This is a genomic window from Nostoc sp. LEGE 06077, assembly GCF_015207705.1.
Lineage (GTDB): Bacteria > Cyanobacteriota > Cyanobacteriia > Cyanobacteriales > Nostocaceae > Nostoc_B.
This window is the reverse complement of sequence record NZ_JADEWI010000049.1, coordinates 1-24928: the sequence shown is the minus strand read 5'-3', so window position 1 is coordinate 24928 and position 24928 is coordinate 1. Positions and strand designations below refer to the sequence as shown.

The following is a 24928-nucleotide window of genomic DNA, read 5'->3' as shown; positions in this document are numbered from 1 at the left end:
TGAAGGGGGGTAATTTTACTTGTGTATACACCGTAGAGAGGGGTAATTCGAGGTAGGGAAGAAGACAAAATACTACCTTTCATCTCGCACCTGCCAAATAACGCGAGTAAGTTTGATAACACAACTGCATCAGTTTGCGAGGATGTCCACCACTTTGTTGAATCAGTTGTATGATTTCTTCCTCCGTAAACCTGACTGAAGTCATTGCTAGACGACTGGTAATCAAATCACGGATGCTGGTTTCATCCCACAGCTTAATATTTTCCTCTTGGCAAATACCTGCTAATGGCGATGTTTTACCATTATCTTGACTATCGTTAAATAGCTGATCTAAAGGTTCAGTTGCAGCTAAAGCCAACCGCAAATTACTACCCTCAGCTAAACCCCGCAAATAATCTCGCACTTGGCGAGTAAACCCTTGCCAAGTCAACTTACCCACATTATCTATAGCCAGCAGCACTCGTTTATCTTTTAAATTGCGATTCAGCATATAACCCTTACTTTCAGGGATACCTATCTCATGGCATAAAGCTTGATAAAATTCTTCTTCATCATTAACACAATTCAAATCTAAAAATGCTGACTGACGCTGAAGCTGATTTTCTGCCTGCTGACAAATCGCCCATAACAGAGAAGATTTCCCAATTCCTTCTTCCCCTACTATAACTACACTACTCCCACTGTTAAACAATTCAAATATCCGTTGTATTTCCTGCTTCCTGCCGAAAAATAAATTTGCATCTTCTACTCTCACTTGTTGGGGAATAAAAGGGTTAGTCAGTTCTAAGGTTGATGGTAGAATATTTATAATTTGTGTAGATTGCTGGTTATATATTTTCTCTACTGAAGATTTAAAGTTATGTTTCTGAACTTTGATGTTTTCTTGAGAAAGTTTAGAAATTTTATTAAATAATTTATTATTGGCTATTTCTTTTACGTATTGTTCCGTCAAAGAGATTTTTTCAGCAATGACAGGGTAAGTCTTCCCTTGCCAGATTCCTAGAAACACGGCTTTTTCATAATCACTCAGACCAGCCCTTTCGTTGGCAGCAACAAGGCGATCAATCAAATCAAATGCGTCTTCTCCGTTCATTAGTTGCAGCAAATGACTGGTAGTTACTCATACTACACCAAAACTGAAGATATTTTTACACAACAAATCTTAGTCAATCTTAAATCAATCGTGGTGTCAAAGATGCCCGACTTCTTTAAGAAGTAAGGGATATCATGCTACTTGAACCTACCTAAACCTACTTTTACCTACCTACTTTAAAAAATAGCATTAGTAATTATTCCTACGCTCACATACTGCTAAATGATAACTACCCAGATAAGGTAATACATAAGAAAGAAAAATTCCGGGAGTTATCCAAATATGAAACTTTCTCAACCAAGCATTAATGATACTATTCTGGTTGCCCTTATTAGTGGTTGTGCAGCTTTAGGAGTAGCTTTAATCAATAAAAATAGTCCACAAGAAAATATTTCGCCTAATCCCACTTCTACTAATCTATCAACTTCTCCTACTGCACAATGCCATTCAACTATTGCTCATAAAGTATGTATTGCTAACTTGACTGTGCAGATTAACAGCAATGAACCGCAACAAGTTAGATATGGTGAACGTCTGCCGCTAAAAACAGAGGATAAATTGAAACTGTTAAATTTAACTTTTTGCATCCCCTCTGAAGCTAGACTCAATAAGTTAGAAGCAAAGGCATATTTATTTAACAATGGCATTGAGAATTACCAAAATATGCTGTCAACTCCTAGCAATTTTCCGATTAATGTAGGCTGTCATAATATCAGCAATTTTCCACAATCATGGACAATTGCCGCAGGGCAACACACAGTGATAATTCCTATGATTAAAACGGACGGCAGTTATAGAGTTGTTGATAAAAGCTTTTACCTGAACTTAGATGTGGGTGATTAATAAGCAGTTATAGCCTTTCCGACTCTGGTGAGGTACAAAATTACCCCTCCCCAACCCTCCCCTTGGCAAGGGGAGGGTTGGGGAGGGGTGTATTTCATGTGCTTGGAAATTGCTATATGCGATCGCTCTCATCTTGTATTCACACTACTATTTTTTGGCGATCGCAGTTTTAATCCCTGAGACATATTCCCTAGAGGCGCTGATTTCTGCACAATAAATCAGTAATCAAACTGGATTTTTCTCGTCGCCAGCATCATAATGCCATCCAAAAATAAACGTTCTTTTAGTTGGTTGTTGCAGCAGTTTCAACTTAAGCCAGGGAAACCCGCTATTTTCTTAGGATTTCGGAGTCTTTTAATTCTGGGTGTCCCCATTGGCTTTGGCTTCATGAGTGGGAATGCAGCTGCAAGTGCGATCGCTACTATGGCTGCTTGGTTCGTGGGGATGGTAAATGTTGACGGTACTTATCGCCAGCAATTAAGGGCGATGATTGCAACTACCATTGCTGTAACAACGGTATTTTTAATTGCTAGTTTGGTCAGTGGTCATCCCTGGTTAGCTATCCCGGCGACGTTTGTGGTGATATTTATCGCAGGTTTAGCTGGTCTGTATGGCAATGTAGCCTCATCTATCAGCTTGGTCACTTCCATTATGTTTGTGATTGCATTGGCTCGATTTGCTACATTTACCAATTTCGCAACGCTGATTCAACACTGTGGGCTATGTCTAGCTGGGGGAACATGGACAATTTTGCTGTCATTAGGAGTTTGGGCGGTAAGTCCCCATGACTTAGTAATGGAAACTGTTGCTAATTGTTATCTCTCCTTGAGTAAATTCGTTGACTTAGCCAGGGAAAGAACATTAAGTTACCACGATCGCCAGCAGTGGGCAGAACAATTTTTACAAGCGCAAGATACTGTCATTCAAAACTTAACATCGGCGCGGAGTCTTTGGACTGCTAAGTGGACTGTGCAGAAAGGCGCGAACCAGCAGGGAAATAACTTATTGGTGTTGATTGAAGATGTCAATCAAATTGTCAATTCTGTTGTGGCTTTAAGTGAATTATTAGCGATCGCCTCTGAACATGAATTATTTTCTCAGTTACAAACCGAAATTCACCAAGTTATCGAACAATTGGCAATTTCCTTACAAATGTTGTCAAAAGCCATTGTTCAAGGCAAAAACTCAGTTCATCTTGGAGATTTAGACCGCACCGTTGAAGCATTACAACACCAATGGCAAGTTCTGCGTTCTCATCTCCTCCATCCTACAGCTAACCCCCACACAGATGACTATGGCGATTTAATTCATTTGCGGAAGATTACTACAAGCTTGATGAATTTGGCACAGCAAATTCATACTGATGCAGAGATTATCACAGATTTAAGTCAAGGAAAACAGCGTCCCATTACTCAGGAAGACATTTCCCTTCCGTCTCCATCAACGCCTTTGGCAATTATTGATACATTGCGAAATAACTTCACGTTTGATTCCATCATCTTTCGCCATGCCTTACGTTTAGCAATAATTACAACATTCGCCGAGTTTCTGGCTTCAGTATTGCAACTACCCAGAGGTTATTGGATAACTTTAACAGCCTTGGTTGCCCTCAAACCCAACTTTGGCGGCACATCTGAGACGACAGTGCAAAGAGTCATCGGTAGTATTTTGGGCGGGATGATGGGGATTGTGCTGATTTTATTAGTTCAAAATCAAAGTGCGATCGCCTTGTGTTTACTGCTGTTAGTGTTTATTGCTATGTCGGTGCGGCCTTTAAGCTACAGCATCTTTACCCTATTGCTCACCCCTGCCATTATCTTACTTCTCAACTTAATTAGTGCAGGTGGTTGGCAGGTAGGAGTATTACGGATTATCGATAGCCTATTTGGGGGTGTTTTAGCCTTGCTTGGTAGTTATGTATTGTTCCCCAGTTGGGAACGACAGCAACTTCCAGCACAATTAGAAAAAACAATCCGCGCCAATCTTGCCTACTTTCAACAAGTTATCGCTAATTATCTACATCCAGAACAAAATGTATTTGCTGCTATCAATAGCCTACGCCATCAAGCAGCCCTAGAGAACGCCAACGCTACCGCTGCGGCTCAAAGATTATTTAGCGAACCTCGTCATGTTCAAGGAGAAATCGAACCTGTAATGACGTTAATGCTCTACATTCGTGGCTTTTTCAGTTCGGTAACAACATTAGCAGAACATCTCCGAGAATTTAGCGGCGAGTATCAATTTATTGAACTCCAGCGACTTACAGATATCATTGTGCAAGTTTTGGAAAACTTAGCAGATGCGGTGAAACAGGGACAGCTACCCCAACCATTACCAGTACTGGATAATTATCTTGAAGTCATACACAACCAAATTGAACAGTTACATACTGCTCGTTTATCAGAAATTGCCACAAATACCCACACTTTAACTCCCACATTAAAAGCTGTGCGAGAACAGACTACTCTATCTATAGAACTAGAGCGCATTATTAATGAAATTAAAGTGCTGCACTGTGTAATTGCTCGTCTCCAAAGTTGAATAATTTAGAATTCATCTCAATTCACTCAAATCTTGATACATATAAAAGTAGGGGCGTTCGCTCTTAGCGTTCCCGTAGGGTACGGCCGTTCGCCTAGTTAATTTTAGGCAGTTCAATTGAAATTATTGCAGTATTTCAATATGCTTTTATCCACTATTTATGCACAATAAATAGTGGATTTTAATTACTGAATTATGAATTATATTTAGCTAATTATTTAAGAGCAGCTAAAGTTCTATTGCCAATTATGCCATCTGCTCTTAATTTTTTAGACTTTTGAAATTTGATAACTGCTGCGCGTGTATTCTTATCAAAGACACCATTAACACTGGCGGTATAGAATCCTTGCTGCTTCAACAGATTCTGAGCAGTTTTGACTGACTCTCCCTTACTCCCAACTGTTAATACAGTACTGCGGCTGGCGACATTAGTCGAGTTGCGTTTAACATTGGGCTTTTGGACAACAGGAGTCTTTTTCGCCGTAGTAATTGGTTGGGTCTTTTGCGGTGTTATGTGGGTATTAGTAGTTGGATTCGGGGCTTTTTTAGTTAAAGAATATGCAGGTAAAGTAGTAGCTAAAGCGAGAGCCGGGATTAAAGCAATTACTTTCCAATTCATTTTGTTGTTCCTTCTTAAATATGAGTCATCTTGCAACTGTGATTTGAAGAGTTAAATGAAAGTATGTGCATCATTTAACTCTTCTGCGTCAACTGGAATGAACTTAATACATCCATCCAGAGCTATAGCATCACATATCCTATTGACAGATCTATTGCAAAACTATGACGAAGCTATGAATTGTTTATTAAGGATTATGTCGGCTTAAACTTGGTTCTAGATTGCAGAAAATATATGTCAAGTTGTCTCGCAATTATTAATATGCTATGACGCTGCTTCACCACTGTTATTCTCTAGACTGAATAGCAAAATAACACCAGTGAACATAAGCGATCGCAGTTTCTCCGCATTAAGTCTATATTTTAAGCTAGTAATTATTGTTACATATAAGTATAAATACGTAATAAAAAATGTTGTGCCTAGCAGTCAAAATTCGGACTAAGCTTGGTGGTATCAATGTTAACGGAATCTACTTCAGAACACCCAATTCGTCCTCTGGTCGTGATAGATTTAGCTACAGCAGCTACCAGCCTCATTGTTTAATGGATGTAGTTGTGGTTTTGGAGAACTGGGTAGAAAAATATGATCATCAAATTAATGAGACTCTGTACTGAGTTGTGATTTTTATCGGTTAATATGGCGATCGCATATTCAAAAATACTAAAATTGCCCGATATCTTTCATGGGTGTGTCTTAACTCTTAATTATGCTCAGTAGTGTTGACCGATTGTTATTTGTGCGACGAGTCCCGATTTTTAAGGAATTGCGGGATGATTTTATAGTGCGCCTGACTTCAGTGATGCACGAGTTGTCATTTCCAGCAAATTATACGATTTTTCGACAGGGAGAAGAAGGGCGATCGCTTTACATTGTGGTATCAGGTAGAGTTAAAGTCCACATTGGCAATAAATTTTTGGCAGAAGTAGAACAGGGAAAATACTTTGGCGAAATGGCAGTATTTGATACACAGCCCCGTTCTGCTACCGCCACCACCATCGAACCTTGTGAATGTCTAGAACTCACACAAGAACAACTTTATGACGCGATTGAAGAAACTCCCGAAATTGCAGTCAATATCATTCGTGAGTTATCCCGGCTCATCCGCAGATTGAATGAGAGTATTGAAGTAACTCATTCATAACAGTCATATTAATCATTTCTCCAAATGATGCTGGGTAGATGTCCATACTCATCTCAGAACTACTCACCCGCGTGGGCGTTTATAAACCAGCTTCATTCAGTGCCAGACTAAAAACATCAACTAAATTTAACTGTTCAGCCCATTCTGTCAGGTATGTGTAATTCTGGGGATTTATCGACATTGCTGAATAAATCTTTGGGGAATCTCTAAACTAGCGCCCCAATGTAAATGTATATATGAAGCGTGAAGATTGACAGGTAAATTCCAGCCTTCAAACCCCATATTTTCATCACAATCATAGCGATAAGCTTGAAACAATGGTTGAGGGGAATTAACTCTTAAGCTTGAGCGATGAAATTCATGTCCGTAAATATTTGTTCCAGCATTTACTAACAAACTATCTTGTAAAGCTACGGCTCGACGATAACCCAAAGTTAAACGTTTATCCATACAAGCAGATGTAGGAATTACGCCTACCATTGGGTAACTTTTACCCTCAAAATCAATGATTTCTTCGCATAAATACATTAATCCACCACACTCGGCAATTGTGGGCATACCTTGAATAATAGCTGTTTTGACTGCCTGAAGAACATTGGTAGTTGCTGCTAATTGTTCAGCAAAAACTTCCGGGAAACCACCGCCGAAATACATTCCCTGGATATTTTGGGGTAATTCTGAATCGGCTAAAGGACTCCAAAAAACTAACTCTGCACCTAATTGTTGGAGTATATCGAGATTATCTTGATAATAAAAATTAAAAGCGCGATCGCTTGCAACCGCAATCCTAACTTTATTAAGTGCTGAGTGCTGAGTGCTGTTAGCGGTAGCGGGGCGTTCAGCCCGTACTGAGTGCTGAGTGCTGAGTGCTGAGTTAGGAGTTTTTAATAAAGGTAATAAACTTTGCCAGTCGAAGCAATTATCACCTAAATCAGCTAGACGTTCTACCACAGCATCCAGTTCGCTGAGTTCGGCGGTGGGGACTAAACCGAGATGGCGGTCAGGAATTGTAATATTATCTTGACGACGCAATACACCAAGAATGGGTAATTGTAGAGATTGTAAAGCATCTTTGAGTAAAGAGAGATGGCGATCGCTCCCAACGCGATTTAGAACTAAGCCAGCTATTTTAATTTTAGGGTCAAAGGAACAATAACCGTGAGCGATCGCCGCCACAGAACCCGATAACCGACTGCAATCAATTACCAACACTACAGGTAAATCTAGTAACCGCGCAACATGAGCCGTACTAGCAAAAGTGAATGGGTGTAGACTAGCTTCTTCTGTACTCCCCATCACCCCATCAAACAACCCCATCACTCCTTCCACCAAAGCATATTCACTTGCTTGGTGATGTTTAGCAAAACATTGCTGAACGTAGGCTTCACTAGTCAGAACTGGGTCTAAGTTGCGACAAGCAAGACCAGTCACGTACTGATGAAACATGGGGTCAATATAATCCGGGCCGACCTTAAAAGATTGCACCTGACCACCACGACGACATAAAGATGCTAAAAGGGCGAGTGTGACTGTTGTTTTACCCACCCCGCTGCGTTCGCCAGCAATTACTAAAGCCATTGAAAAAAAATACTTTATAATCTAGTTTAACTTGCGATCGTACTGTTTTTATCAATATTTAAAAGCGTTTATTATAAAATTCAGCATAAGCTAAAAGTAGCTAAATCACTCATGAATTAAAAACATAATGCAGAATCACAGCAAACAGATTTACAATTATATCGTTCTTTTAGAAAAAGAATCAGATGGAGGTTATCACGCATTTTGTCCTACCTTAAAAGGCTGTCATTCTCAAGGAGATTCTTTTGAAGAAACGATTGAGAATATTACAGAAGCTATGGAATTATATATTGAAAGTTTAAAAGCTGATAATCAACCTATTCCCAAAGAAGATTTAATTGTTAAGCCTTTGAGTATACTAGTATGAGTAATTTTCCTAGTGTCAAAGCGAAGGATTTCATTAAGGTTGCCGAACAATTAGGCTTTTATTTCGACCGTCAAAAGGATAGTCATGCTATTTACAAAAATAGTCAAGGACATAGGGTTGTAATTCCTATCCATGCTGGAAAAGACATAAAACAAGGAACTCTAATGGGTATGATTCAGGATATAGGCATTGACAAGGAGACTTTCTTTAAGTTGCTAGGAAAATTATAGTATCATGTAAAGTCTATAATGCTGTACCCTGGATTGATGTTTCAGAAGAAGAAATGCTTGATTGGATGGTAGATTACTACAACGAAATAGTTAATTACTATGAAGATACTGTTAGACAACAAAAAGCACTCCTGCTTTATTTGACGTAACTAAATATTGAAGTAAAAGTACGAATTATCTTAATAAAACCTTCGCACAACTTTGCGCCAACCTCCACGTATCTTTGCGTTTAAAAAAGCCCCCCATTGTAAAAATTGGGAGGCTTTTTGGAAAAATTAGCTGAGATTAATCTAACCTTTCACTAAAGGTTTAACAGTTTGGGCAATAACTCCTAAGCTATCTTCAAATAGAGTCTCACGTCCCCAGCGTTGTACTTGCTGACTCAGCAGTGCTTCCGCCTTTTGTTCTGACAGTGAACTCACTTGTTGGAACAAACCAGCAGATTGAGCGCCGCCGTGGGTTTCCATCCGCATACAACCGCCAGTTTCCGAGCAAATTACTGTGCTACAGTCGGCTTTGGTATTAGTGGAACTCAGACGTAAAGCAATCAAGTCACCGGAGATATCACCTGCATCAGCAACCGGAACTCCAGCTAACTCGGCTTCTATTTGTTTTTGGTCTTGAGCCACAAAACGAATCCGCGTGATATCGTAATCATTGCTTTCCTTTTGATAGGAAATCGGCATCCATTCTAAGCGACTAGCCAACCAACCTAAAAATAATAGTGCTTGGGCAGGGTTGCCTTTTTCATAATCAATTGTTACGCGGTCAATGTCTTTTAAGGCTGTGCGACGATGCGGGGGGTCATAAGCTTCCGCAGTTAATTCTTGCCATGCTGCTAAACGCCGCCAATTCAAGTCAGCCACAGGTACGTTAGTTTCGACTAACTCATATAAGCTGAGTAAATCGCTTTCTGGTTCGTTAAAGTTGCAAGAATCAACTATGACGTTATTGCAAACGGCTGCCAGTCTCTTGAATAATGGGTTGTTGGGGTCGGGAGTAGCTTTCCACCAGAGAAACTTCGGCAGACCACCAATTAATAATGCCGGAATCATCCCCCCAATTCTTTCTAAAGCTGAGGCTGTACCAGAAAGGGTGATGTATTCACAACAAACAAGGGTGCTGGAAGATTGTTTTTGGATCGGGCAGTAAGCAGAAACTTGTGCTTTTACACCTTCATCTTCGCCGGCGATGGGACATAGGGCAATGATGCGGCAAGGGTTACGTAAAGCAATTTCATCAGCAATTCTGGGGCTGGTGACACTGACGTTATAGGAACCATTGCCATTTTCCGCAACAACTCCATTACCTTGGCGTTTGGTGTATTCTTCCCGCAATTTTACCAAAGTTTCTGGTGTAGCCGTACCAGTTTCTAGTAGTTCATATTTTTGTTGGGCTTGCCGTAGTGCGATGTCTGTCTGTGGCCCTAAAATCCCATCAATGGGGCCGTTATAAAATCCTAGAGATGCCAATAGATATTGGGTTTCTTCTGGTTCGTAAACCACTAAGGTAAAAGTTGTGGCACGAGTAGCAGCAGGTAAGCCACCATCTTCACCAGTGATGCCGTAACTTTGCCAAATTTGATTCAGTTCCGCTTCGATTTCATTCAGCGAAATGTCCTTGGGTGCCTGAAGTGAAAAAATGGTAGGAGCTTGGGTCATAGCTTTTGAAGTATGAATTGTGAAGTATGTAGACACCCTTTGGGTGGCTTCCCGGAGGGTAGTGTGAATTATGAAGTCTGAAATTTTTTCAGACTTTAGCCTTCAGACTTCAGACTTTTACAGTCTGCGCCAGCGACGGCCGTCTTGGTTAATCAACAATTCGGCTTCTGCGGGTTCCCAAGTACCGGCTTCGTACTGAGGAATAATTGTTGGGTCTGTGGGTGCATCCCAAACGGAAAGCGCGGGGGTAACTATTTGCCAAGCTGCTTCCACTTCGTCTGCCCGTGTGAACAATGTTTGGTCGCCCATCATACAATCTAAGAAGAGGCGATCGTAGGCATCAGAAGTACCGGAAATTCCAAAAGAACCGTAGCTAAAGTCCATATCTACGGAACGGGTGCGGAATTCTGCCCCTGGCATTTTCACATCAAAACGCAAAGAAATTCCTTCGTTGGGTTGAATCCGCATTGCCAGTACGTTGGCGTTTCTCTGTTGGGCGGCAGACTGGAACATCCGTGAAGGAACATCGCGGAAATGAATCGAAATTTCGCTGACTTTTTTCGGCATCCGTTTGCCAGTCCGTAGGTAGAAGGGTACACCTTGCCAGCGCCAGTTATCCACCATGAATTTCATGGCTACATAAGTGGGTGTACCGGATTTGGGATCAACTCCTGGTTCTTGGTGATACCCTGGTACGGGTTGTCCTTTCATCCAACCAGCACTATATTGACCGCGAATGGCGGAATGGGACAAATTGTGAATATCGGCTAGGCGGGTAGCTTGGAGTACCTTGACTTTTTCTGTGCGAATACTGTTAGCATCCATTGAGTTCGGTGCTTCCATTGCCGTCAAACAGTAAAGTTGCATTAAGTGGTTTTGCAACATATCTCGGAGTGCGCCGGCTTTTTCATAGTAACCAGCCCGGTCTTCTACCCCTACGGTTTCAGCAACGGTAATTTGTACGTGGTCAACAAATTGACGGTTCCACAATGGTTCAAAAATCGCATTGGCAAAGCGGAACACGAGCAAGTTTTGCACGGTTTCTTTACCTAAGTAGTGGTCAATGCGATAGACTTGATTTTCTTTACAATACTTCTGCACAATCAGGTTGAGGCTCTGGGCAGAAGCCAAGTCTCGACCAAAGGGTTTTTCAATTACTAGGCGGTGTTTTTCTGGATTGTCCAGCATTCCGCCTTCCCCTAGTTGCTTGATGGCTTCGGGGAAAAAGTTGGGAGCGACGGAAAGGTAGAACATACGATTACCGCGTGTTCCCCGTTTTTCGTCTAATTCGTTTAATAGGGTTTTGAGTTTTTGGTAACTTTCTGGGTTATCTATATCACCAGGACAATAGAACAAACCCTGAGAAAAGTCTTGCCAAAGTTCTTCTAGTTCCACACCACCGTGTGCTTCTTCCATGCCTTTACGCATTTGTTCGCGGAAGTAGTCGTGGCTCCATTCCCGCCGGGCCACACCAACAATAGTGATTTCTGGTGGAACCCGCCGTTCTCGCCGTAATTTGTATAATGCTGGAACTAGTTTGCGCCAGGTAAGATCACCAGAAGCGCCAAAGATAACTATAATTTGGGGTTCGGGCATCCCTTGCTGTTGCAGACCAACGCGCAAGGGATTTTCTAGCAGACTGACCATAACAATTTTTGGATCTTGGAGTTGAGATTTGGATGAGGCAGAAGTATGAAGTATGAATGATGAAGTATGAAATTTTAGACATTAGACTTCCGACTTCAGACTCCACACTTCAGACTTCCTACACAGGTGACAATAGCTTGACTTTGTTTTCTAAAGAGTTCATCAAGGACTTGAAAGGTTGGACAAATTTATCAATACCTTCAATTAACAGTTCATCCATTACGGTATTGATATCAATATTTATGTCTGGATCTTTCAAGCTTTCGATGAGTTGATAAGCTTCTTTGACTTTGGTTTCCACGCGATCGCCTACATCGCAGTGGTCAACACAAGCTGCTATTGTCGAGGGTGGTAAGGTGTTAACGGTATCGCGGCCAATTAACTCATCAACATACATCACGTCGCTATAGTCTGGGTCTTTGGTACTGGTACTAGCCCAAAGTAACCGCTGGACTTTTGCCCCTTTGGCTGCTAAGACTTGCCACTGTTCGCTTTCAATAATTTTTTTGTATTCTTGATAAGCTATTTTGGCATTAGCGATCGCTACTTTGCCTTTTACGGCTCTGAGTTTGGCTTCTAGGTTAATATCATCAACGCCACGGTGCAATTTAGCATCGATTTTTGCGTCAATGTTACTATCAATGCGACTGAGGAAAAAGCTGGCTACAGAAGCAATTTTGCTAATGTCTTTCCCCTCAGCTAGACGTTTTTCTAAGCCTCGAATATAAGCCCAAGCCGTATTAATGTAGCTTTGTACAGAAAATAACAAAGTAACATTGACGTTGATGCCATCGGCTATTACTTGTTCTACGGCTGGTAAACCTGATTCTGTACCGGGAATTTTAATCATGATATTTTCCCGGCCAATTTCTTGAAAATAACGACGGGCTTCGTTAACGGTGGCTTGAGTATCATGAGCAATGGTTGGCGGTACTTCTATACTCACATAACCATCAACTCCATTCGAGGCTTCATATACAGGGCGCAGAATATCAGCAGCGTTACGGATATCTGCAAAAACCAAAGATTCGTAAATTTTGTAGGTTGGTAATTTAGCGCGAACTCCTGCTTCTATGTCCGCATCATAAATCGCATTGTTGGCGATCGCTTTCTCAAAAATGGCTGGATTCGAGGTGATCCCGGAGATTCCTTGATTTTCTACCAGATTTTTCAATTCCCCTGATTGAATCATGTCTCGCGTCAAATTATCTATCCAGATACTTTGACCGTATTGTTGAATCTCCTGTAGATGATTGGTGGCCATAGCTTAGTTCCCTCCGTTTAATGATGTCTCCAAGTGAACTTGGCAATCCATCCCGTGATGGTGACTTTTGCATTTTGGCTTTGCCAATCACTTAGCGCATCGACCAGCTGAAATAATCTCTACTTCATCATTTGTAGTAGTGATCTATTCTCTTTCTCATCCCAAGCAGACACTAGTACACCACGGCAAATATAAATTCACGGTAAGAAACAGTTAAAAGTGCTGTTAGCGATAGCGAGGCGTTTAGCCCGTGCTGAGTAAATCAATTTTTGATTTTAAATTTTGGATTTTAGATTAGGACAATCTTTCAATCTAAAATCAGCAATCTAAAATCTAAAATTCTTCTGCCTCCTGACTCCTGCCTTCTGCCTTCTTCACCCTAGTGACCGTTTTGAATAAAAGACTCCACTTTTGCCACAGACTCTTTACTACCAATAATTAGAGGTGTTCGCTGGTGTAGTTTTTTCGGCACTACGTCTAAAATATCCACTAGTCCCGTAGTCGCACGTCCGCCTGCTTGCTCAATTAAAAAAGCTAGAGGCGCAGATTCATACAGTAAGCGTAATTTGCCTTCTGGCTTTTGAATTGTACCTGGGTAGAGAAATACACCACCTTGAACCAAGATTCTATGGATATCACTCACCATCGCTCCACTATAGCGAGCAGAGTAACCCTCTGTACGATGAACGTACCGAACATATTCTCTAATTGATTCTTCCCACTGCCAGAAATTTCCTTCATTCACACTGTAAACAGAGCCATTATCAGGAATCCGAATATTTTCTTCAGTGAGGATAAACTCGCCCAAGCTGGGGTCGAGAGTAAATGAATGCACCCCTTTACCTATAGTATAAACCAGCATAGTGCTTGGCCCATATAGTATGTAGCCAGCGGCAATTTGCTTGCGTCCATTTGTAAGTAAATCTGTAGCTAAACCATCAGCATCATCGCCTTCTTGTTGGCGTATCGCAAAAATGGAACCCAAGCTGAGATTTGTATCTGTGTTAGAAGAACCATCTATTGGGTCATACAACAAGGTATAACGACCAACGGGACAGTTTTCTGGGATGTAATAAGGGTCGTCCATTTCCTCAGAAGCTAGGCGACAAACTAAGCCACTTTGCTTAAATACCGAGATAAAAACATCGTTGGCATAAACATCCATCTTTTTGACGGATTCTCCTTGGACATTCACATCCCCGGTAAATCCGAGAACACCTTCCATTAAGCCTGCTCGGCTCAGGTGACGGGCAATTAATTTCCCGGCAAGGGCGATGCGATTCATCAACGCACTTAAATCCTGGGCATCAGGAGAAAAGCTTTGTAGTTGCTGAAGAACATGACGGGATAAAGTTGTACAATCACGATCCAAGCTTTTATCTGTATGATTGTCAATTGGCAACTTCAGAGATTCTGGCGCTTTAGCCATTTTTACTTGCTCCCTAGCGACTTGCTGGTAGTTGGGTTAGTAAATTTATGCGTAGCAACTTATAGCTGCTGCTTCTATCTTAGAAAGGTAAGTTGATAACCTGGATGTGGCTTTAGATAAACTAAAGAAATGGATAAATTTTTGCTGAATTTACTAAAGCAGAAAAGTGTTGTTACCTATTGAAGCGTAGACGCTTTGTGCCTTGTTGTGAGATATCACCCTGAAAAATACTCAATAAAGTAAATTTACTTAATCTACTCACCAATTTTAAACTCAGTCAAAGCAAGCTTTTGCCATATACCAAGATTGGCAATATCACGCTAATATCTACCTTCTCCGTAAAAAACCGACTGCTTGTGAGATTGGTCTGTAGCTCACAACAGCCGGGTATAGTTTTCTTGGATTCTTTAATACTTACAGCAATTTGCTACCAAGTGAGCTACAGAATTATTCAGCCTGGGGTTCTTCCAGCTTTTAAATCCAGCGGTTGTTCTTAGTCAAATTTAGTAAGTGAAATTCTTGTGTAACAGCAAAACAATTTGCTACTATTACTTACTGCATTGTTTAAATTTCCTGTTTTTTCGCCCAACCACCTCGCCGGGTATCGTCTTGTCGGTTATCTTCTCGCGGTTTTGCTTTGTTAACTCTGAGTTGACGGCCCATCCATTCTGCGCCATCTAACTCAGTGATAGCTGCATCTTCTTGAGCGTCTTCTTCCATTTCCACAAAAGCAAAGCCTCGCATCCGCCCTGTTTCACGATCAGTAGGTAAGACAACTCTTTTGACCTCGCCATAATCTGCAAATACTGCTTTTAAATCTGCTTCAGTAGCGCGGTAGGAGAGATTTCCAACGTAAATAGTCATGTGGGATCACGTAATTATCAACAAACAGCGATTTGTTCAGCGAAAAAACAGAAATCAACAAACTAAAAATCTTGCGTTGCCGCTTCTGATTTATTTTTATTGATGGCGAATGTTGTGGCGCAGCAATCGTGGTGCTGGCTTGACTTCAACTAAACTGTCCATGCGGCTGAACTTACGCTTACGCTCATATAATAACTGATTGTGACATTTTTCAAAGTATGGGATATTACAATCCCAAATAACATAAAATAAGCCGAACTTATAGATTTTTCTCTAAAAACTTCTTGTGGTAAGTTAATCTGATATTTTATCTAATTTTTTGATCAGCTTGGGCTAGTAATAAGCAATATTTTATACAGTAGGATTATTAATCTTTATATTGTCACTGATTTGACAACATTCGCTAAATACCAAAAATTTACCTGCAACTTTCCTGACTTTGCCAGAGTAGGAGTTGCAGGTAAAAAACGCTGAATTTATTCAATTGAAATTGTTTGCGGGCCTGTGGCTTTACCATTATGAGCTTCGTTAGCGGAAGTGGTATAGCTATTGACCCCTGTCTGTTGATCTAGCCAACTTTTCACAGGATCATCTTTAAGATTAAGTCGCAGCACTCCAGAGAAAAAACCACCGAGAAATGAGACTGGGTGATGAGTTAACTCTTTAAATATTGGTGACAATTCATCAAGAAACATGAAAAATCTCCTGGCACTGCCATGAAAGTTATTACTTTTTTATCAATCGTAACGCGGGATTCAAAGTCAAAAGTAAAAAAGCAAAAGTCAAAATAAATCTTTTACCTTTTTACTTTTGCCCTTTGACTTACTCCTAGTTGGGTTGTTGATCTGGGAACATACATTTATCAGAATCACAACCGCTAGGGCCAGCCTCAGTTAACTCGCCGGAATCGTAGCGGCTGAGGACAGCACAGAAATCATCAGTTTTGCGCCGTGTTAGCACTTCTTGAGATAAACGTTCATAAGTGGCTTTGTCTATTGGCTCAAATGGGAGGCGGGGAAAGGATTGTAAATCATCAAATCTTGCTAACAGGGCTGCGGAAATATAACCTTCATCATTTTGGATGGCTTCGTAAATTCGCTGTCCTAAAGGTTCAACTTCATCAACACGTAGTTCCAAGGTAGCGGATGTGTTGTGGGTGACGTAATGGCGTTGAACTTGCATGACAAAATCAAATTGGGCTAAGACAGAAAACTTAGATACATCAATTTGATCAGCACCAGGTACATCAGCCCAAGGCACAGCAACCGGGATTTCCACCAACCATTCACTCACACGAGGATCAAAAGGATCGTTTAGTAAATTACCCTGTTCATCCTTGTCAGCTTGGGAGGGAATGACATTATAGCCGTATTCAATACAAGCTAAGGCTACTGGGTCATTTTTGCGGAAAGTAATGCGGCGAATAAATCTTTGGGCTTTGGGTGGATGCCAACCAGAACTAGCACCAGATAATAGAGCTTTAGTGCCACTGGGTTGGACTGTAGTACAACGATTGGGACGTTTAAGATCATGGCGATCGCAATAATCCCACACTGCATTTTGTACTACTTCTCTCCAAAAGCTGAGATATTTTTCTTCTTGGTGCTTAAATGCTAACCCTTGGGATGTTGCAGGTCTACCTTCTGTCCACCAGTGCAACCAGTCCACACCAAAAGCATGGACAAAGAAATCGAATAAGCCAGTAAAAGAAACCCCAACAATTGGGTCTAATTCCCGACTATATTGATAGCGCGGTTCCAAAAATTGATGATTTAGAAGTGTCGCTACAGATAACGCCCCCGCAGTGAAAGCTTCTTCTTGTTCTTTGTAATTAAATGGGTCAATTTGATTGAGATGAATCTCTGAAAGGTTGCAGTGGAAGTTACTACCGATTATTTCCATTTTTGTTAACCTAGAGGCTCTTTATCCTCTAGTTCTACAAGTTATTTTTTCCTCGTAGATCCGACTATATTTTCTACTAATATTTAACGTGAGTTCGATGACCTCTCCCCAACCCCTCTCCGACGCGGAGAGGAGCTTAAATATCTTGAAATATCGACGAAAAATTACGGTTTAGAAGCCTCTCTCCTTGCAGGGGAGAGGTTTGGAGAGGGGTTTTTTAAATTCGTCGAACTCACGTTAATATTTAGTAGCCGGAGACTCGTGGAGCCGTTTAGAAAAACGGGGGCAAAACCCAGATTATATTCTTTTTAAACTACCTGAAGTTTGTTTATTCATGGCTTAAAAAGTTTCACTCTCTAGTCTGTACAGTGTCTAAGGCTTGTTAATTCCTTTGATTACCTCGGTATTCCCATTCCAGGGTTCACCGATTTTCTCCGGTGTTTAACGTGAGGCAAATATCAGCTAAATACCACACGGGTTTAACCCAAAACGAGCTAAACGATGTTCTAATTCACTAGCATCTATTTCTGGGTAGCTTTGTTGCAACCAATCTTTAGCTGTTCCTTGTTCGTAAGCTTGCAAAAACTCTTTTTTCAATGCTTGGGTAGCAAGCAAATCAATGTTAGCTCTCGCTACAGCTTCACCAGCCCATTGAATCGCACCTTCGCCACTGTAATATTGTTTACGAACAGCTGCGATCGATTCTTCTAATGTTGGTTTGCGGTGAAAAACTCTTGTATGATTCGCCATACGTAGAGAGTCACGCTCAGGATCAATCCGCCAGTTGCCGTTTTCGTCTTGTTGCCATAAGTTATCTTTGGCTGTAGCTCCGAGTTCATCGTCAGCAGTAAATTGACGCATCCCCGCGCTTCTTCGGATATTGCCTGCAACAATTGTTACTGCGGCTTCATCAATTAATAAGCAGCACTCTACAGAATTTAATTGTCTGCCTAGGGCTTTATTTAAGATTCCGGCACAACGTTGATACAGTCCTGGTAATTTGACAGGATTGGCAACACCGCCAAAACCGTTGAGGGTTTCCCCAGCTTGACGGACATCGCTGATATCAACAAATACTTCTACATCATTTGTAAATCTTTCGTCTGTGGATAGTTCCAACAGAGTTTGATAAGATGCAACCCAACCTTCACGGCTATCACCAACATGAATGGTAACGCTGTTTCCTTCTATATGGGTTTGTGTAAATTCACGACGTAAGTTTTTCGGAGTGCTGCCAATTTCGCCTTGTACAGTGACATTGAGGCGATTGCGGATAGGAGGAAGTTGATTAATATATTGGGGTTCGATGATGGCTCCTGTACCGCAGCCCATCATCGCCAAGTCCATCATTAAACCGAAGGCTTTCCAGTCTTGGAGATTGGTAGAAGTGCAATTATATCCACCAGAAAAGTTTTTGGGTTTGTTAATCCAATTTGTACCGCCTACCCACAGCCAACGGCCACTAGGTAAAGCTTTGAGTTGGCGTTGTGTTTTTTCGAGGAGGGCAATTTCTTCTGGGTTGAGTTTACCTAATTCGATTAAGCCTTGGATAGTGCGATCGCACACTTCATCGTAAGATTCTCTCAGTCCTGCTCCAGTCCGACGGCTGTAAGTCCTAAAAAATACAGGATTGGCTGCTGGCGCGGTTTCGGGAAAAGTGACACCCTGACGTTTTCTTTCAAGCTCTCGAACCATAATCAAGTCGTGTTGCTTTTGAACAGACTATGACTATACGCCAAGTAAGTTGAGGATAAAAGATTGCAAAATTTTCCACTTTGCGCTACTTCTGTAGCTGTACTCATTGCAACTAAGAAATTTCAGATATCCAGCGATCGCACCACTGGACATCTGATTTAACTAACCCTACTTCTGCTGTTGATCTGAAGGAAGTTGACAGGCACCTTTTTGGAACTGGTACTCAATGCCTAGCCCTTTTAAGTAGAAGCTCACAGGGTTGCAACCAGAAAACGTGGCGGCAACGATAGGAGCCATCACAACAAAGACAAGGAACAAGTAAACCTTCCCAGACGGTAAGTTTCCCTTGGGAAATAGGTATGAGTTTTTCTTTTTGATGAGCATGGCTTTATGATGAAAGTGAATTATATTGATTAGCCTGGAGAACTCCGGGCTTTTTTCTGTGAATAAAAACCGCAAACGCAAAAACCCCAGGCCAAGACAGCCTGGGGCATCCACATTGAATGGCACTTGTTGAAGTAAATTCTGGTTTTTGTTTTTAAGCTCTCGAACCATAATCAAGTCGTGTTGCTTTTGAACAGATTACGACTATACGCCAAGTAAGTTGAGGATAAAAGATTGCAAAATTTTCTACTTTGCGCTACTTCTGTAGCTATACTCATGGAAATGAAAGTATACAATGTCTCTTGCTCCTTGGCGGGGTGCGATCGCTCACGCCTTACATCGCAACCGTAGTCTGGTTTATGCTCGTTACTTACAATTGGCTACAATCCGCGCAGATCATCGCCCTGCTAATCGGACTGTTGTCTTTCGTGAGTTTCTTCAAGATACCAACCAGCTAAAATTTATTACTGATACTCGTAGCGATAAAATTGACCAAATAAAAAATCAACCTTGGGCGGAAGCTTGCTGGTATTTCCCCAACACGCGGGAACAGTTTCGCATTGCCGGGCGTTTGATATTGGTTGATAGTCATGATGATTCTGGACTACAATCAGCCCGTCTTGCTACTTGGCAAGCACTGAGCGATGCAGCACGGTTACAATTTGCTTGGCCTCATTCTGGTAAGCCCAGAGACACAGCACCAGCAGCTTTTACACCGCCAGCACCCAATTCTTTACAACCAGTATCAAACTTTTGCTTACTATTACTTGATCCCGTCCAGGTTGATCATTTAGAGTTGCGTGGCGAACCACAAAATAGAAGGATTTATCAAATTGGGGAAAATCAAGAATGGCGTTGTGAGGAAGTTAATCCTTGAGAAGAGGTGACAGGTTACAGGTTACAGGTGACAGGTTACAGGTGATAGTCCAGTTTTAAATAGTTAGCACTTACCACTTCTTATAGGGTAAGAATTTACCATTCATGGTGACTTTAACGCGATCGCCTTTGGGGTCTTCTACTTTTTCGATGTCTAAAGTAAAATCAATTGCACTCATAATCCCATCACCAAATTTTTCTTGAATAACTTCTTTGATGGGGAAACCGTAAACTTGCATGATTTCGTAAAAACGATAAATCAAGGGATCGGTGGGAACAATAGGGCCTAAGCCTTTTGTGGGATAGCTGATTAGTTCTGCGACATCTTCGGAATCAAGCCCTAACGAATCAGCGAGTTTTTGGGCTTCTTCTAAGGAAGCTGTAGCTTGACGATAAAATAAAGCGGCAATCCAGACTTCATCGCGCCCTAAAATTTGTTCTAAGTCTGCAAAGCTTAATCCTTTGACTTTTTTGGCAGCAAGCAGCTTTTGAGTTAAGGGTGGAATTGACATAGTACACTCTGATAAGTCTGCTGGACAAGGAATAGTATACTTTGCCACGGCAATCTGTCAGTTTAGCTTAAGGTAAAATTTCAACTACTGTACCTTTTTCTACCCATTGATACAGTTCATCGACATCTTGATTTTTTAAGGAAGGACAACCCCAAGTCCAATTTGTGCGATCGTCAATCATTTTATCTGCACCCATAGGCACACCATGTATACCCACTTGTCCACCAACTGGAATATACCAAGGTAGTTTACCATCAGCCTTAGCTTGAAAATGCTTGCGCCAAGATTGGGTATTGGGATAGTCTAACCAAATGAACTTTGACCATTGTGGGTGGGGATAAAGGTCTTTAATTCTTAAGATACCTTCTGGAGTTTTTTTATCACCTTCACCATACTTATCACCTGTAGAGTTACCACCAAAAACTACTGGGTAAGATTTGACTGGTTTGCGGTCATAGTAAATTGTTAACCGGTGTTGAGATTTCTCAATCAAAATAGAGATTTTATTTTTGGTGCTATTTTTGTTAATTAATTGCTCAAGTGATTGGTCGTAATTTAATAATTGATTTGCTGCGATGGGCGTATGAAAATTTTGCTCAGGCTGGCAATTTTTAATACATAAGATTTGCGGAAGTTCTTGTACTGGAGCAATAAAACCCAAGCGAACTAATAGTAAATAAAGTAAAGAGCCACTGATTAGTAGTAATAGGATAGTTATAATCTGCTGACGATGCTGAAGAATTTTTGTCAGAGGCTCTGGCTTCATCACTTTAGTTAGATAATTTAAATCCCTGCGCCATCAAGGAATTCTTGAATTGCTTTATCTCTGAGGCTACATAAAGGCGCTTGTGGTTGTGGTTGTGGTTCGTTGACGGCTACAGCACCAACTAAAACAGGAGTTTTCGCAGCAGGTTGTAGTTGCTGTATTGATTGAATTTGTTGTTCTAATGCTTCAATGCGATCGACTAAAGCGCGAATTACTTCCGCTTCGGAGTCGGGTAAGTTGCTGTGTTCTAGAGGTGCAACTCTGACTCCAGAACGATAAACAATGCGTCCAGGAATGCCAACCACAGTACAATCAGAAGGCACATCTCTGAGAACGACTGAACCAGCGCCAATACGGACGTTATTCCCAACTTGAATATTTCCCAATACCTTTGCACCAGCACCAACTACGACATTTTCACCAACTGTAGGGTGGCGTTTACCGCTTTGTTTACCAGTCCCGCCCAAGGTGACACCTTGATAAATCAAAGCATAATCCCCAACGATCGCAGTTTCACCAATTACTACACCCATCCCGTGGTCAATGAATACTCCTTGACCAATAGTTGCACCTGGGTGAATTTCTATCCCAGTTAAAAACCGAGATAGATGAGAAATGAATCGGGGGAAAAAGGGAAGACCTAAATGATGTAGCCAATGGGCCAGCCGATGGAAAAGTAGGGCTTGCAAACCAGGGTAACAAACCAAAACCTCTAACCAGTTACGGGCGGCTGGGTCACGTTCAAAAATAATGCGGAAATCGGCACGTAGAGTAGATAGCACGCAATAGTACCCTCGGAAAGCAGAACGAGCTACCTTACCATATTATCTTTTTCAGTGCTTGCTTGATAGCGTGCTGAGTTTTGATTATTCTTTCCTTTTCCCCATAAGTATTTACTCAGCGCTGGAATCTCCCCATTCTTTAATAGCTGAAAATACTGATGAATAATCATCATTAGCAAATGACAATTTCATTGCTGTAGACAAAATCTGTCGCACAGACTCAATACTGCCAAGATCTAAACCTAAAGCTTTGGCTTCTGAGATGAACAAATCGGTATCTTTGAGCAAATGTTTCGTAGGAAAATTGGGGTTAGTGTAGTTTTCCTCTAACATCCGTTGCAGCTTTTTATCAAAAGTAGGCGCATAAAGAGAACTTTCGCGTAGAACTTGCATAAAAGACTCGATATTCACACCTTGACGCTGCAAAAACGCTAAACTCAGGGCAAAGCTAGTGGTCATGGAAGCAATTAATTGATTGAGGGCTAATTTTAACGCCGCCGCTGTCCCTACTGGCCCTACAAGTAAAGGTTCTGAGCCAAAATTTTTGAGTAATTGTAAATGGTTTTGGTATTGTTCTGGTGTCGCACCTACCATAACAATTAATTTACCGCTTTTTGCTTCGGGAATACTGCCCAATACAGGCGCTTCTATATATTTACCACCACCACCAACTACCGTATCTCGAATCTCTTGACTTTCTGTGGGTGTAATTGTACCCATCTGGATGATAGTGCGCCCTTCTAGGGTGCGCCAAGCTGTATCTGAAAGCAAGACTTGATAAATGGCTGCGGCGTTGGTAAGCATCAAAATAATGCAATCAGCAGCACGAATGGCCTGACGGGGATGGGTAGCTATTTCTGCGCCAGCGGCTTGTAATGGGGCTAATTTTTCTGGGGTGCGATTGTAAGCAACTACTTGTATATTGGCTGCTAACAACCTTTGAGCCATTGGTTGTCCCATCAGTCCAGTTCCCAGAAATGCCACCTTCATTGTTCACGTTCCTTTGATAAAGCGTTGGCGTTGGCGTAGCCTCTCTACGAGAGGCCTGTCTTAGACATCGCGTTTCCATAGTTTGCTTGTAATTGGCTGGCGAGTTGTTATTTGAGATTTAAGATGTCATCCCAAATCCCAAATTCACCCCAGATTGCTGATGACTCAGCACTTAAAATTCAACCACCAGCCGCAAAAGTTACCATAATGACAACAGAGAGTAAGATACCGGGTGTAAGCAGCATAATTAGCATCAACAGGTCATGAGTATTCATAGGTATTTATCGCTTTTGTAAATGCAGGATTTCGCAGTAATCAATAGTAATGCTAGTCCATATAACCGTGATGCTGCCGACTTACAGAGAGTTTTAACTTTTTCCCTTTACTTTTACTTTGGCACAATTAATCCTTTTAGGGGTTGAGAACTTTGATCATTTTGGAGTCCTTTACTTTGGACTAAAACTCCAAAGCCTCCTAATCCTGTGGGATCGAGCAGTTTATGCAGTGATTCCCGCCGTGGTAACAACTGAGCGATGGATATGTCTTGGTAAGAAAGAGATGCTATTCTTTCCCCTAAACCCAACGCCATCAAAAATAAACCCTGTTGCGTAAAACCAACTTTGGTTAAACCACACTGCTCACCCCAAAGTTCCAAGGCGGTAAAGTCGATATGGGCGGTGATATCTTGTCGCCCAATATTGATGTAGGGGTTGTTATGGTAGCGATGCTGGTAGTAGCACTGTAGGGTTCCTTGCGATCGCCTGGGGTTATAGTAGCGATTAGCAGGATAGCCATAATCAACTGTTACCACATACCCGCGCTGCAAGCGGTCTGCTACTATACTCAACCAGTCTAAAGTGGCTAAGTTAATTTCACTGCGGTAGCCATCTGGGTAGACATTTGCCGATAATTCGATGCCAATCAAATCAAAATATTTTGTTAAATGCGGTGTAGAAATTTCTCCAATTACTTCCCCAAATTCCCCTTCTAGGAGATAGTAATTTTCGTCTGGCTCTGTCAAAGATGGTAAGGTAACAAAAATTTCTGCCAGTTTCTCGGCTTGTAAAATAAATTGATGCACTGGAAAAGCATCCACTAATTCGTTAGAAAAAAAGCAACCAGTAATAGAATTGCTGGGTATATCTTCTAAACTGCACCAACGCACCGAGTAATTTTGCAACCGTTGCTGTTGTTCTTGCTGCAATTCGGGAGACTTTTCAACAATTACATATTCTAATACTGCCAACAAATCTGGATAATGTAGCTGATAATATGTGAGAATATGTAACGCCAGTAATCCTTGACCTGCGCCCATTTCTACCAAAGAAAAAGGGTTTGGTTTTCCTAGAATTTCCCACATTTGCAAAAATTGTTCTGCTAGTAACTCACCAAAATCAGCGCCAAGACTAGCAGACGTGAAAAAATCACCGCCTTTAAACCCAATATTTACGGCTTTGCTGGAATAGTAGCCATGTTCAGGGTGATATAACACCATGTCCATATATTCAGCAAAGGTAATTCGCTGTTGGGGACTATTTGTAATGCGATCGCTGATGGCTGCACATAACGTGGGGTTAGAATTCATAGGTAACCTGAGTTCGGGTTAAAGATAAGGAGGTAAAAGCCACTCCAGTTGAAGGCTAGGTTTCTTAGGTTGATGACAATAAGCGATTAATCCGCAAAGAACGTTAACGCAAAAATTAACAGGGCTTCGATGTCTGGAATGCTCAATTTGAGAAATATT

The 24928-nt window shown here is 41.4% G+C and carries 22 protein-coding genes and 3 pseudogenes; 7 read left to right on the top strand and 18 right to left on the bottom strand.

What is annotated here, in order from left to right; genetic code table 11:
• Positions 1-79: 79 nt before the first annotated feature.
• Entirely contained in the window at positions 80-1093 is a 1014-nt protein-coding gene (locus tag IQ244_RS24345) for an AAA family ATPase (RefSeq protein ID WP_193898765.1), read from the bottom strand.
• A gap of 282 nt (positions 1094-1375) precedes the next feature.
• On the opposite strand from IQ244_RS24345, the gene IQ244_RS24340 reads away from it, so the two are divergent.
• Together IQ244_RS24340 and IQ244_RS24335 are read left to right on the top strand one after the other, a co-directional pair.
• Positions 1376-1936: a hypothetical protein gene (locus tag IQ244_RS24340; RefSeq protein WP_193898763.1), complete on the top strand. Its 561-nt coding sequence runs from the start codon at positions 1376-1378 to the stop codon at positions 1934-1936.
• Between the two features lie 258 nt (positions 1937-2194).
• A complete protein-coding gene (locus IQ244_RS24335; RefSeq protein ID WP_193898761.1) occupies positions 2195-4477 on the top strand; it encodes an FUSC family protein in 2283 nt (760 codons plus the stop codon).
• A 214-nt stretch (positions 4478-4691) separates the two neighbouring features.
• Here the strand turns inward: IQ244_RS24335 and IQ244_RS24330 are convergent, their stop codons facing one another.
• Entirely contained in the window at positions 4692-5096 is a 405-nt protein-coding gene (locus tag IQ244_RS24330; RefSeq protein ID WP_193898759.1) for a peptidoglycan-binding domain-containing protein, read from the bottom strand.
• Between the two features lie 410 nt (positions 5097-5506).
• Here IQ244_RS24330 and IQ244_RS24325 point away from each other — a divergent pair, with 410 nt between their 5' ends.
• Together IQ244_RS24325 and IQ244_RS24320 are read left to right on the top strand one after the other, a co-directional pair.
• Positions 5507-5710, top strand: a complete 204-nt coding sequence (locus tag IQ244_RS24325; protein ID WP_193898757.1) for a hypothetical protein — start codon at positions 5507-5509, stop codon at positions 5708-5710.
• Between the two features lie 92 nt (positions 5711-5802).
• Positions 5803-6237, top strand: a complete 435-nt coding sequence (locus IQ244_RS24320; RefSeq protein ID WP_193898755.1) for a cyclic nucleotide-binding domain-containing protein — start codon at positions 5803-5805, stop codon at positions 6235-6237.
• A gap of 171 nt (positions 6238-6408) precedes the next feature.
• Here the strand turns inward: IQ244_RS24320 and IQ244_RS24315 are convergent, their stop codons facing one another.
• On the bottom strand, positions 6409-7815 hold the full coding sequence (locus IQ244_RS24315; RefSeq protein ID WP_193898753.1) for a cobyrinate a,c-diamide synthase: 1407 nt from the start codon (positions 7813-7815) through the stop codon (positions 6409-6411).
• 127 nt (positions 7816-7942) lie between these two features.
• Here IQ244_RS24315 and IQ244_RS24310 point away from each other — a divergent pair, with 127 nt between their 5' ends.
• Together IQ244_RS24310 and IQ244_RS24305 are read left to right on the top strand one after the other, a co-directional pair.
• A complete protein-coding gene (locus IQ244_RS24310) occupies positions 7943-8182 on the top strand; it encodes a type II toxin-antitoxin system HicB family antitoxin (RefSeq protein WP_193898751.1) in 240 nt (79 codons plus the stop codon).
• Positions 8179-8412, top strand: a complete 234-nt coding sequence (locus IQ244_RS24305; protein ID WP_193898749.1) for a type II toxin-antitoxin system HicA family toxin — start codon at positions 8179-8181, stop codon at positions 8410-8412. The genes IQ244_RS24310 and IQ244_RS24305 overlap by 4 nt, the downstream gene beginning before the upstream one ends.
• Positions 8413-8702: 290 nt before the next feature.
• Here the strand turns inward: IQ244_RS24305 and opcA are convergent, their stop codons facing one another.
• The 9 genes and pseudogenes from opcA to IQ244_RS24260 form a co-directional block, all read right to left on the bottom strand.
• Complete coding sequence (gene opcA, locus IQ244_RS24300) at positions 8703-10073, bottom strand: glucose-6-phosphate dehydrogenase assembly protein OpcA (RefSeq protein WP_193898748.1); 1371 nt, start codon at positions 10071-10073, stop codon at positions 8703-8705.
• Between the two features lie 117 nt (positions 10074-10190).
• Positions 10191-11720, bottom strand: a complete 1530-nt coding sequence (zwf, locus tag IQ244_RS24295; protein WP_193898746.1) for a glucose-6-phosphate dehydrogenase — start codon at positions 11718-11720, stop codon at positions 10191-10193.
• A gap of 118 nt (positions 11721-11838) precedes the next feature.
• A complete protein-coding gene (tal, locus tag IQ244_RS24290; RefSeq protein WP_193898744.1) occupies positions 11839-12984 on the bottom strand; it encodes a transaldolase in 1146 nt (381 codons plus the stop codon).
• Positions 12985-13363: 379 nt separating this feature from the next.
• Complete coding sequence (fbp, locus tag IQ244_RS24285; protein ID WP_193898742.1) at positions 13364-14413, bottom strand: class 1 fructose-bisphosphatase; 1050 nt, start codon at positions 14411-14413, stop codon at positions 13364-13366.
• A 564-nt stretch (positions 14414-14977) separates the two neighbouring features.
• On the bottom strand, positions 14978-15277 hold the full coding sequence (locus tag IQ244_RS24280; RefSeq protein ID WP_193898740.1) for an RNA recognition motif domain-containing protein: 300 nt from the start codon (positions 15275-15277) through the stop codon (positions 14978-14980).
• Between the two features lie 476 nt (positions 15278-15753).
• On the bottom strand, positions 15754-15972 hold the full coding sequence (locus tag IQ244_RS24275; RefSeq protein WP_193898738.1) for a hypothetical protein: 219 nt from the start codon (positions 15970-15972) through the stop codon (positions 15754-15756).
• A gap of 133 nt (positions 15973-16105) precedes the next feature.
• Positions 16106-17176 (bottom strand): annotated as a pseudogene (nrdJ, locus tag IQ244_RS24270) (ribonucleoside-triphosphate reductase, adenosylcobalamin-dependent); the annotation flags it as partial.
• 471 nt (positions 17177-17647) lie between these two features.
• Positions 17648-18874: pseudogene (locus IQ244_RS24265) on the bottom strand (ribonucleoside-triphosphate reductase, adenosylcobalamin-dependent); the annotation flags it as partial.
• A gap of 168 nt (positions 18875-19042) precedes the next feature.
• Positions 19043-19429: a hypothetical protein gene (locus IQ244_RS24260; RefSeq protein WP_193898736.1), complete on the bottom strand. Its 387-nt coding sequence runs from the start codon at positions 19427-19429 to the stop codon at positions 19043-19045.
• 124 nt (positions 19430-19553) lie between these two features.
• Between IQ244_RS24260 and IQ244_RS24255 the strand changes: the two genes are divergently transcribed.
• The gene (locus IQ244_RS24255) at positions 19554-20135 is read left to right on the top strand and encodes an Npun_F5749 family FMN-dependent PPOX-type flavoprotein (RefSeq protein ID WP_193898735.1); all 582 of its coding nucleotides are present in this window, start codon (positions 19554-19556) and stop codon (positions 20133-20135) included.
• 70 nt (positions 20136-20205) lie between these two features.
• Here IQ244_RS24255 and cynS read toward each other — a convergent pair whose 3' ends face one another.
• The 6 genes and pseudogenes from cynS to IQ244_RS24225 all read right to left on the bottom strand — a co-directional run.
• Positions 20206-20646 carry a cyanase gene (gene cynS, locus IQ244_RS24250; protein ID WP_193898734.1) on the bottom strand — a complete coding sequence of 147 codons (441 nt, stop codon included), beginning with the start codon at positions 20644-20646 and terminating at the stop codon, positions 20206-20208.
• Between the two features lie 67 nt (positions 20647-20713).
• A complete protein-coding gene (locus IQ244_RS24245) occupies positions 20714-21412 on the bottom strand; it encodes a L,D-transpeptidase family protein (RefSeq protein WP_193898733.1) in 699 nt (232 codons plus the stop codon).
• A 17-nt stretch (positions 21413-21429) separates the two neighbouring features.
• Positions 21430-22194, bottom strand: coding sequence for a serine O-acetyltransferase (gene cysE / locus IQ244_RS24240; RefSeq protein ID WP_193898732.1), 765 nt, complete (start codon positions 22192-22194; stop codon positions 21430-21432).
• A 111-nt stretch (positions 22195-22305) separates the two neighbouring features.
• On the bottom strand, positions 22306-23184 hold the full coding sequence (locus IQ244_RS24235) for an NAD(P)-dependent oxidoreductase (protein WP_193898731.1): 879 nt from the start codon (positions 23182-23184) through the stop codon (positions 22306-22308).
• Between the two features lie 388 nt (positions 23185-23572).
• Positions 23573-24769, bottom strand: a complete 1197-nt coding sequence (locus tag IQ244_RS24230; RefSeq protein ID WP_193898730.1) for a class I SAM-dependent methyltransferase — start codon at positions 24767-24769, stop codon at positions 23573-23575.
• Positions 24770-24787: 18 nt separating this feature from the next.
• Positions 24788-24928, bottom strand: a pseudogene (locus IQ244_RS24225) (IS982 family transposase); the annotation flags it as partial.

What these genes read in the sequence shown, in the direction of transcription:
- IQ244_RS24320 (WP_193898755.1), top strand. Translation starts at nt 5,803, where the DNA reads ATGCTCAGTAGTGTTGACCGATTGTTATTTGTGCGACGAGTCCCGATT.
- IQ244_RS24325 (WP_193898757.1), top strand. Translation starts at nt 5,507, where the DNA reads ATGTTGTGCCTAGCAGTCAAAATTCGGACTAAGCTTGGTGGTATCAAT.
- fbp (WP_193898742.1), bottom strand. Translation starts at nt 14,413, where the DNA reads ATGGCTAAAGCGCCAGAATCTCTGAAGTTGCCAATTGACAATCATACA.
- IQ244_RS24335 (WP_193898761.1), top strand. Translation starts at nt 2,195, where the DNA reads ATGCCATCCAAAAATAAACGTTCTTTTAGTTGGTTGTTGCAGCAGTTT.
- IQ244_RS24280 (WP_193898740.1), bottom strand. Translation starts at nt 15,277, where the DNA reads ATGACTATTTACGTTGGAAATCTCTCCTACCGCGCTACTGAAGCAGAT.
- opcA (WP_193898748.1), bottom strand. Translation starts at nt 10,073, where the DNA reads ATGACCCAAGCTCCTACCATTTTTTCACTTCAGGCACCCAAGGACATT.
- IQ244_RS24275 (WP_193898738.1), bottom strand. Translation starts at nt 15,972, where the DNA reads ATGTTTCTTGATGAATTGTCACCAATATTTAAAGAGTTAACTCATCAC.
- zwf (WP_193898746.1), bottom strand. Translation starts at nt 11,720, where the DNA reads ATGGTCAGTCTGCTAGAAAATCCCTTGCGCGTTGGTCTGCAACAGCAA.
- IQ244_RS24245 (WP_193898733.1), bottom strand. Translation starts at nt 21,412, where the DNA reads ATGAAGCCAGAGCCTCTGACAAAAATTCTTCAGCATCGTCAGCAGATT.
- IQ244_RS24315 (WP_193898753.1), bottom strand. Translation starts at nt 7,815, where the DNA reads ATGGCTTTAGTAATTGCTGGCGAACGCAGCGGGGTGGGTAAAACAACA.
- IQ244_RS24305 (WP_193898749.1), top strand. Translation starts at nt 8,179, where the DNA reads ATGAGTAATTTTCCTAGTGTCAAAGCGAAGGATTTCATTAAGGTTGCC.
- IQ244_RS24260 (WP_193898736.1), bottom strand. Translation starts at nt 19,429, where the DNA reads ATGGTTCGAGAGCTTAAAAACAAAAACCAGAATTTACTTCAACAAGTG.
- IQ244_RS24255 (WP_193898735.1), top strand. Translation starts at nt 19,554, where the DNA reads ATGTCTCTTGCTCCTTGGCGGGGTGCGATCGCTCACGCCTTACATCGC.
- cynS (WP_193898734.1), bottom strand. Translation starts at nt 20,646, where the DNA reads ATGTCAATTCCACCCTTAACTCAAAAGCTGCTTGCTGCCAAAAAAGTC.
- tal (WP_193898744.1), bottom strand. Translation starts at nt 12,984, where the DNA reads ATGGCCACCAATCATCTACAGGAGATTCAACAATACGGTCAAAGTATC.
- IQ244_RS24340 (WP_193898763.1), top strand. Translation starts at nt 1,376, where the DNA reads ATGAAACTTTCTCAACCAAGCATTAATGATACTATTCTGGTTGCCCTT.
- IQ244_RS24310 (WP_193898751.1), top strand. Translation starts at nt 7,943, where the DNA reads ATGCAGAATCACAGCAAACAGATTTACAATTATATCGTTCTTTTAGAA.
- IQ244_RS24345 (WP_193898765.1), bottom strand. Translation starts at nt 1,093, where the DNA reads ATGAACGGAGAAGACGCATTTGATTTGATTGATCGCCTTGTTGCTGCC.
- IQ244_RS24230 (WP_193898730.1), bottom strand. Translation starts at nt 24,769, where the DNA reads ATGAATTCTAACCCCACGTTATGTGCAGCCATCAGCGATCGCATTACA.
- IQ244_RS24330 (WP_193898759.1), bottom strand. Translation starts at nt 5,096, where the DNA reads ATGAATTGGAAAGTAATTGCTTTAATCCCGGCTCTCGCTTTAGCTACT.
- IQ244_RS24235 (WP_193898731.1), bottom strand. Translation starts at nt 23,184, where the DNA reads ATGAAGGTGGCATTTCTGGGAACTGGACTGATGGGACAACCAATGGCT.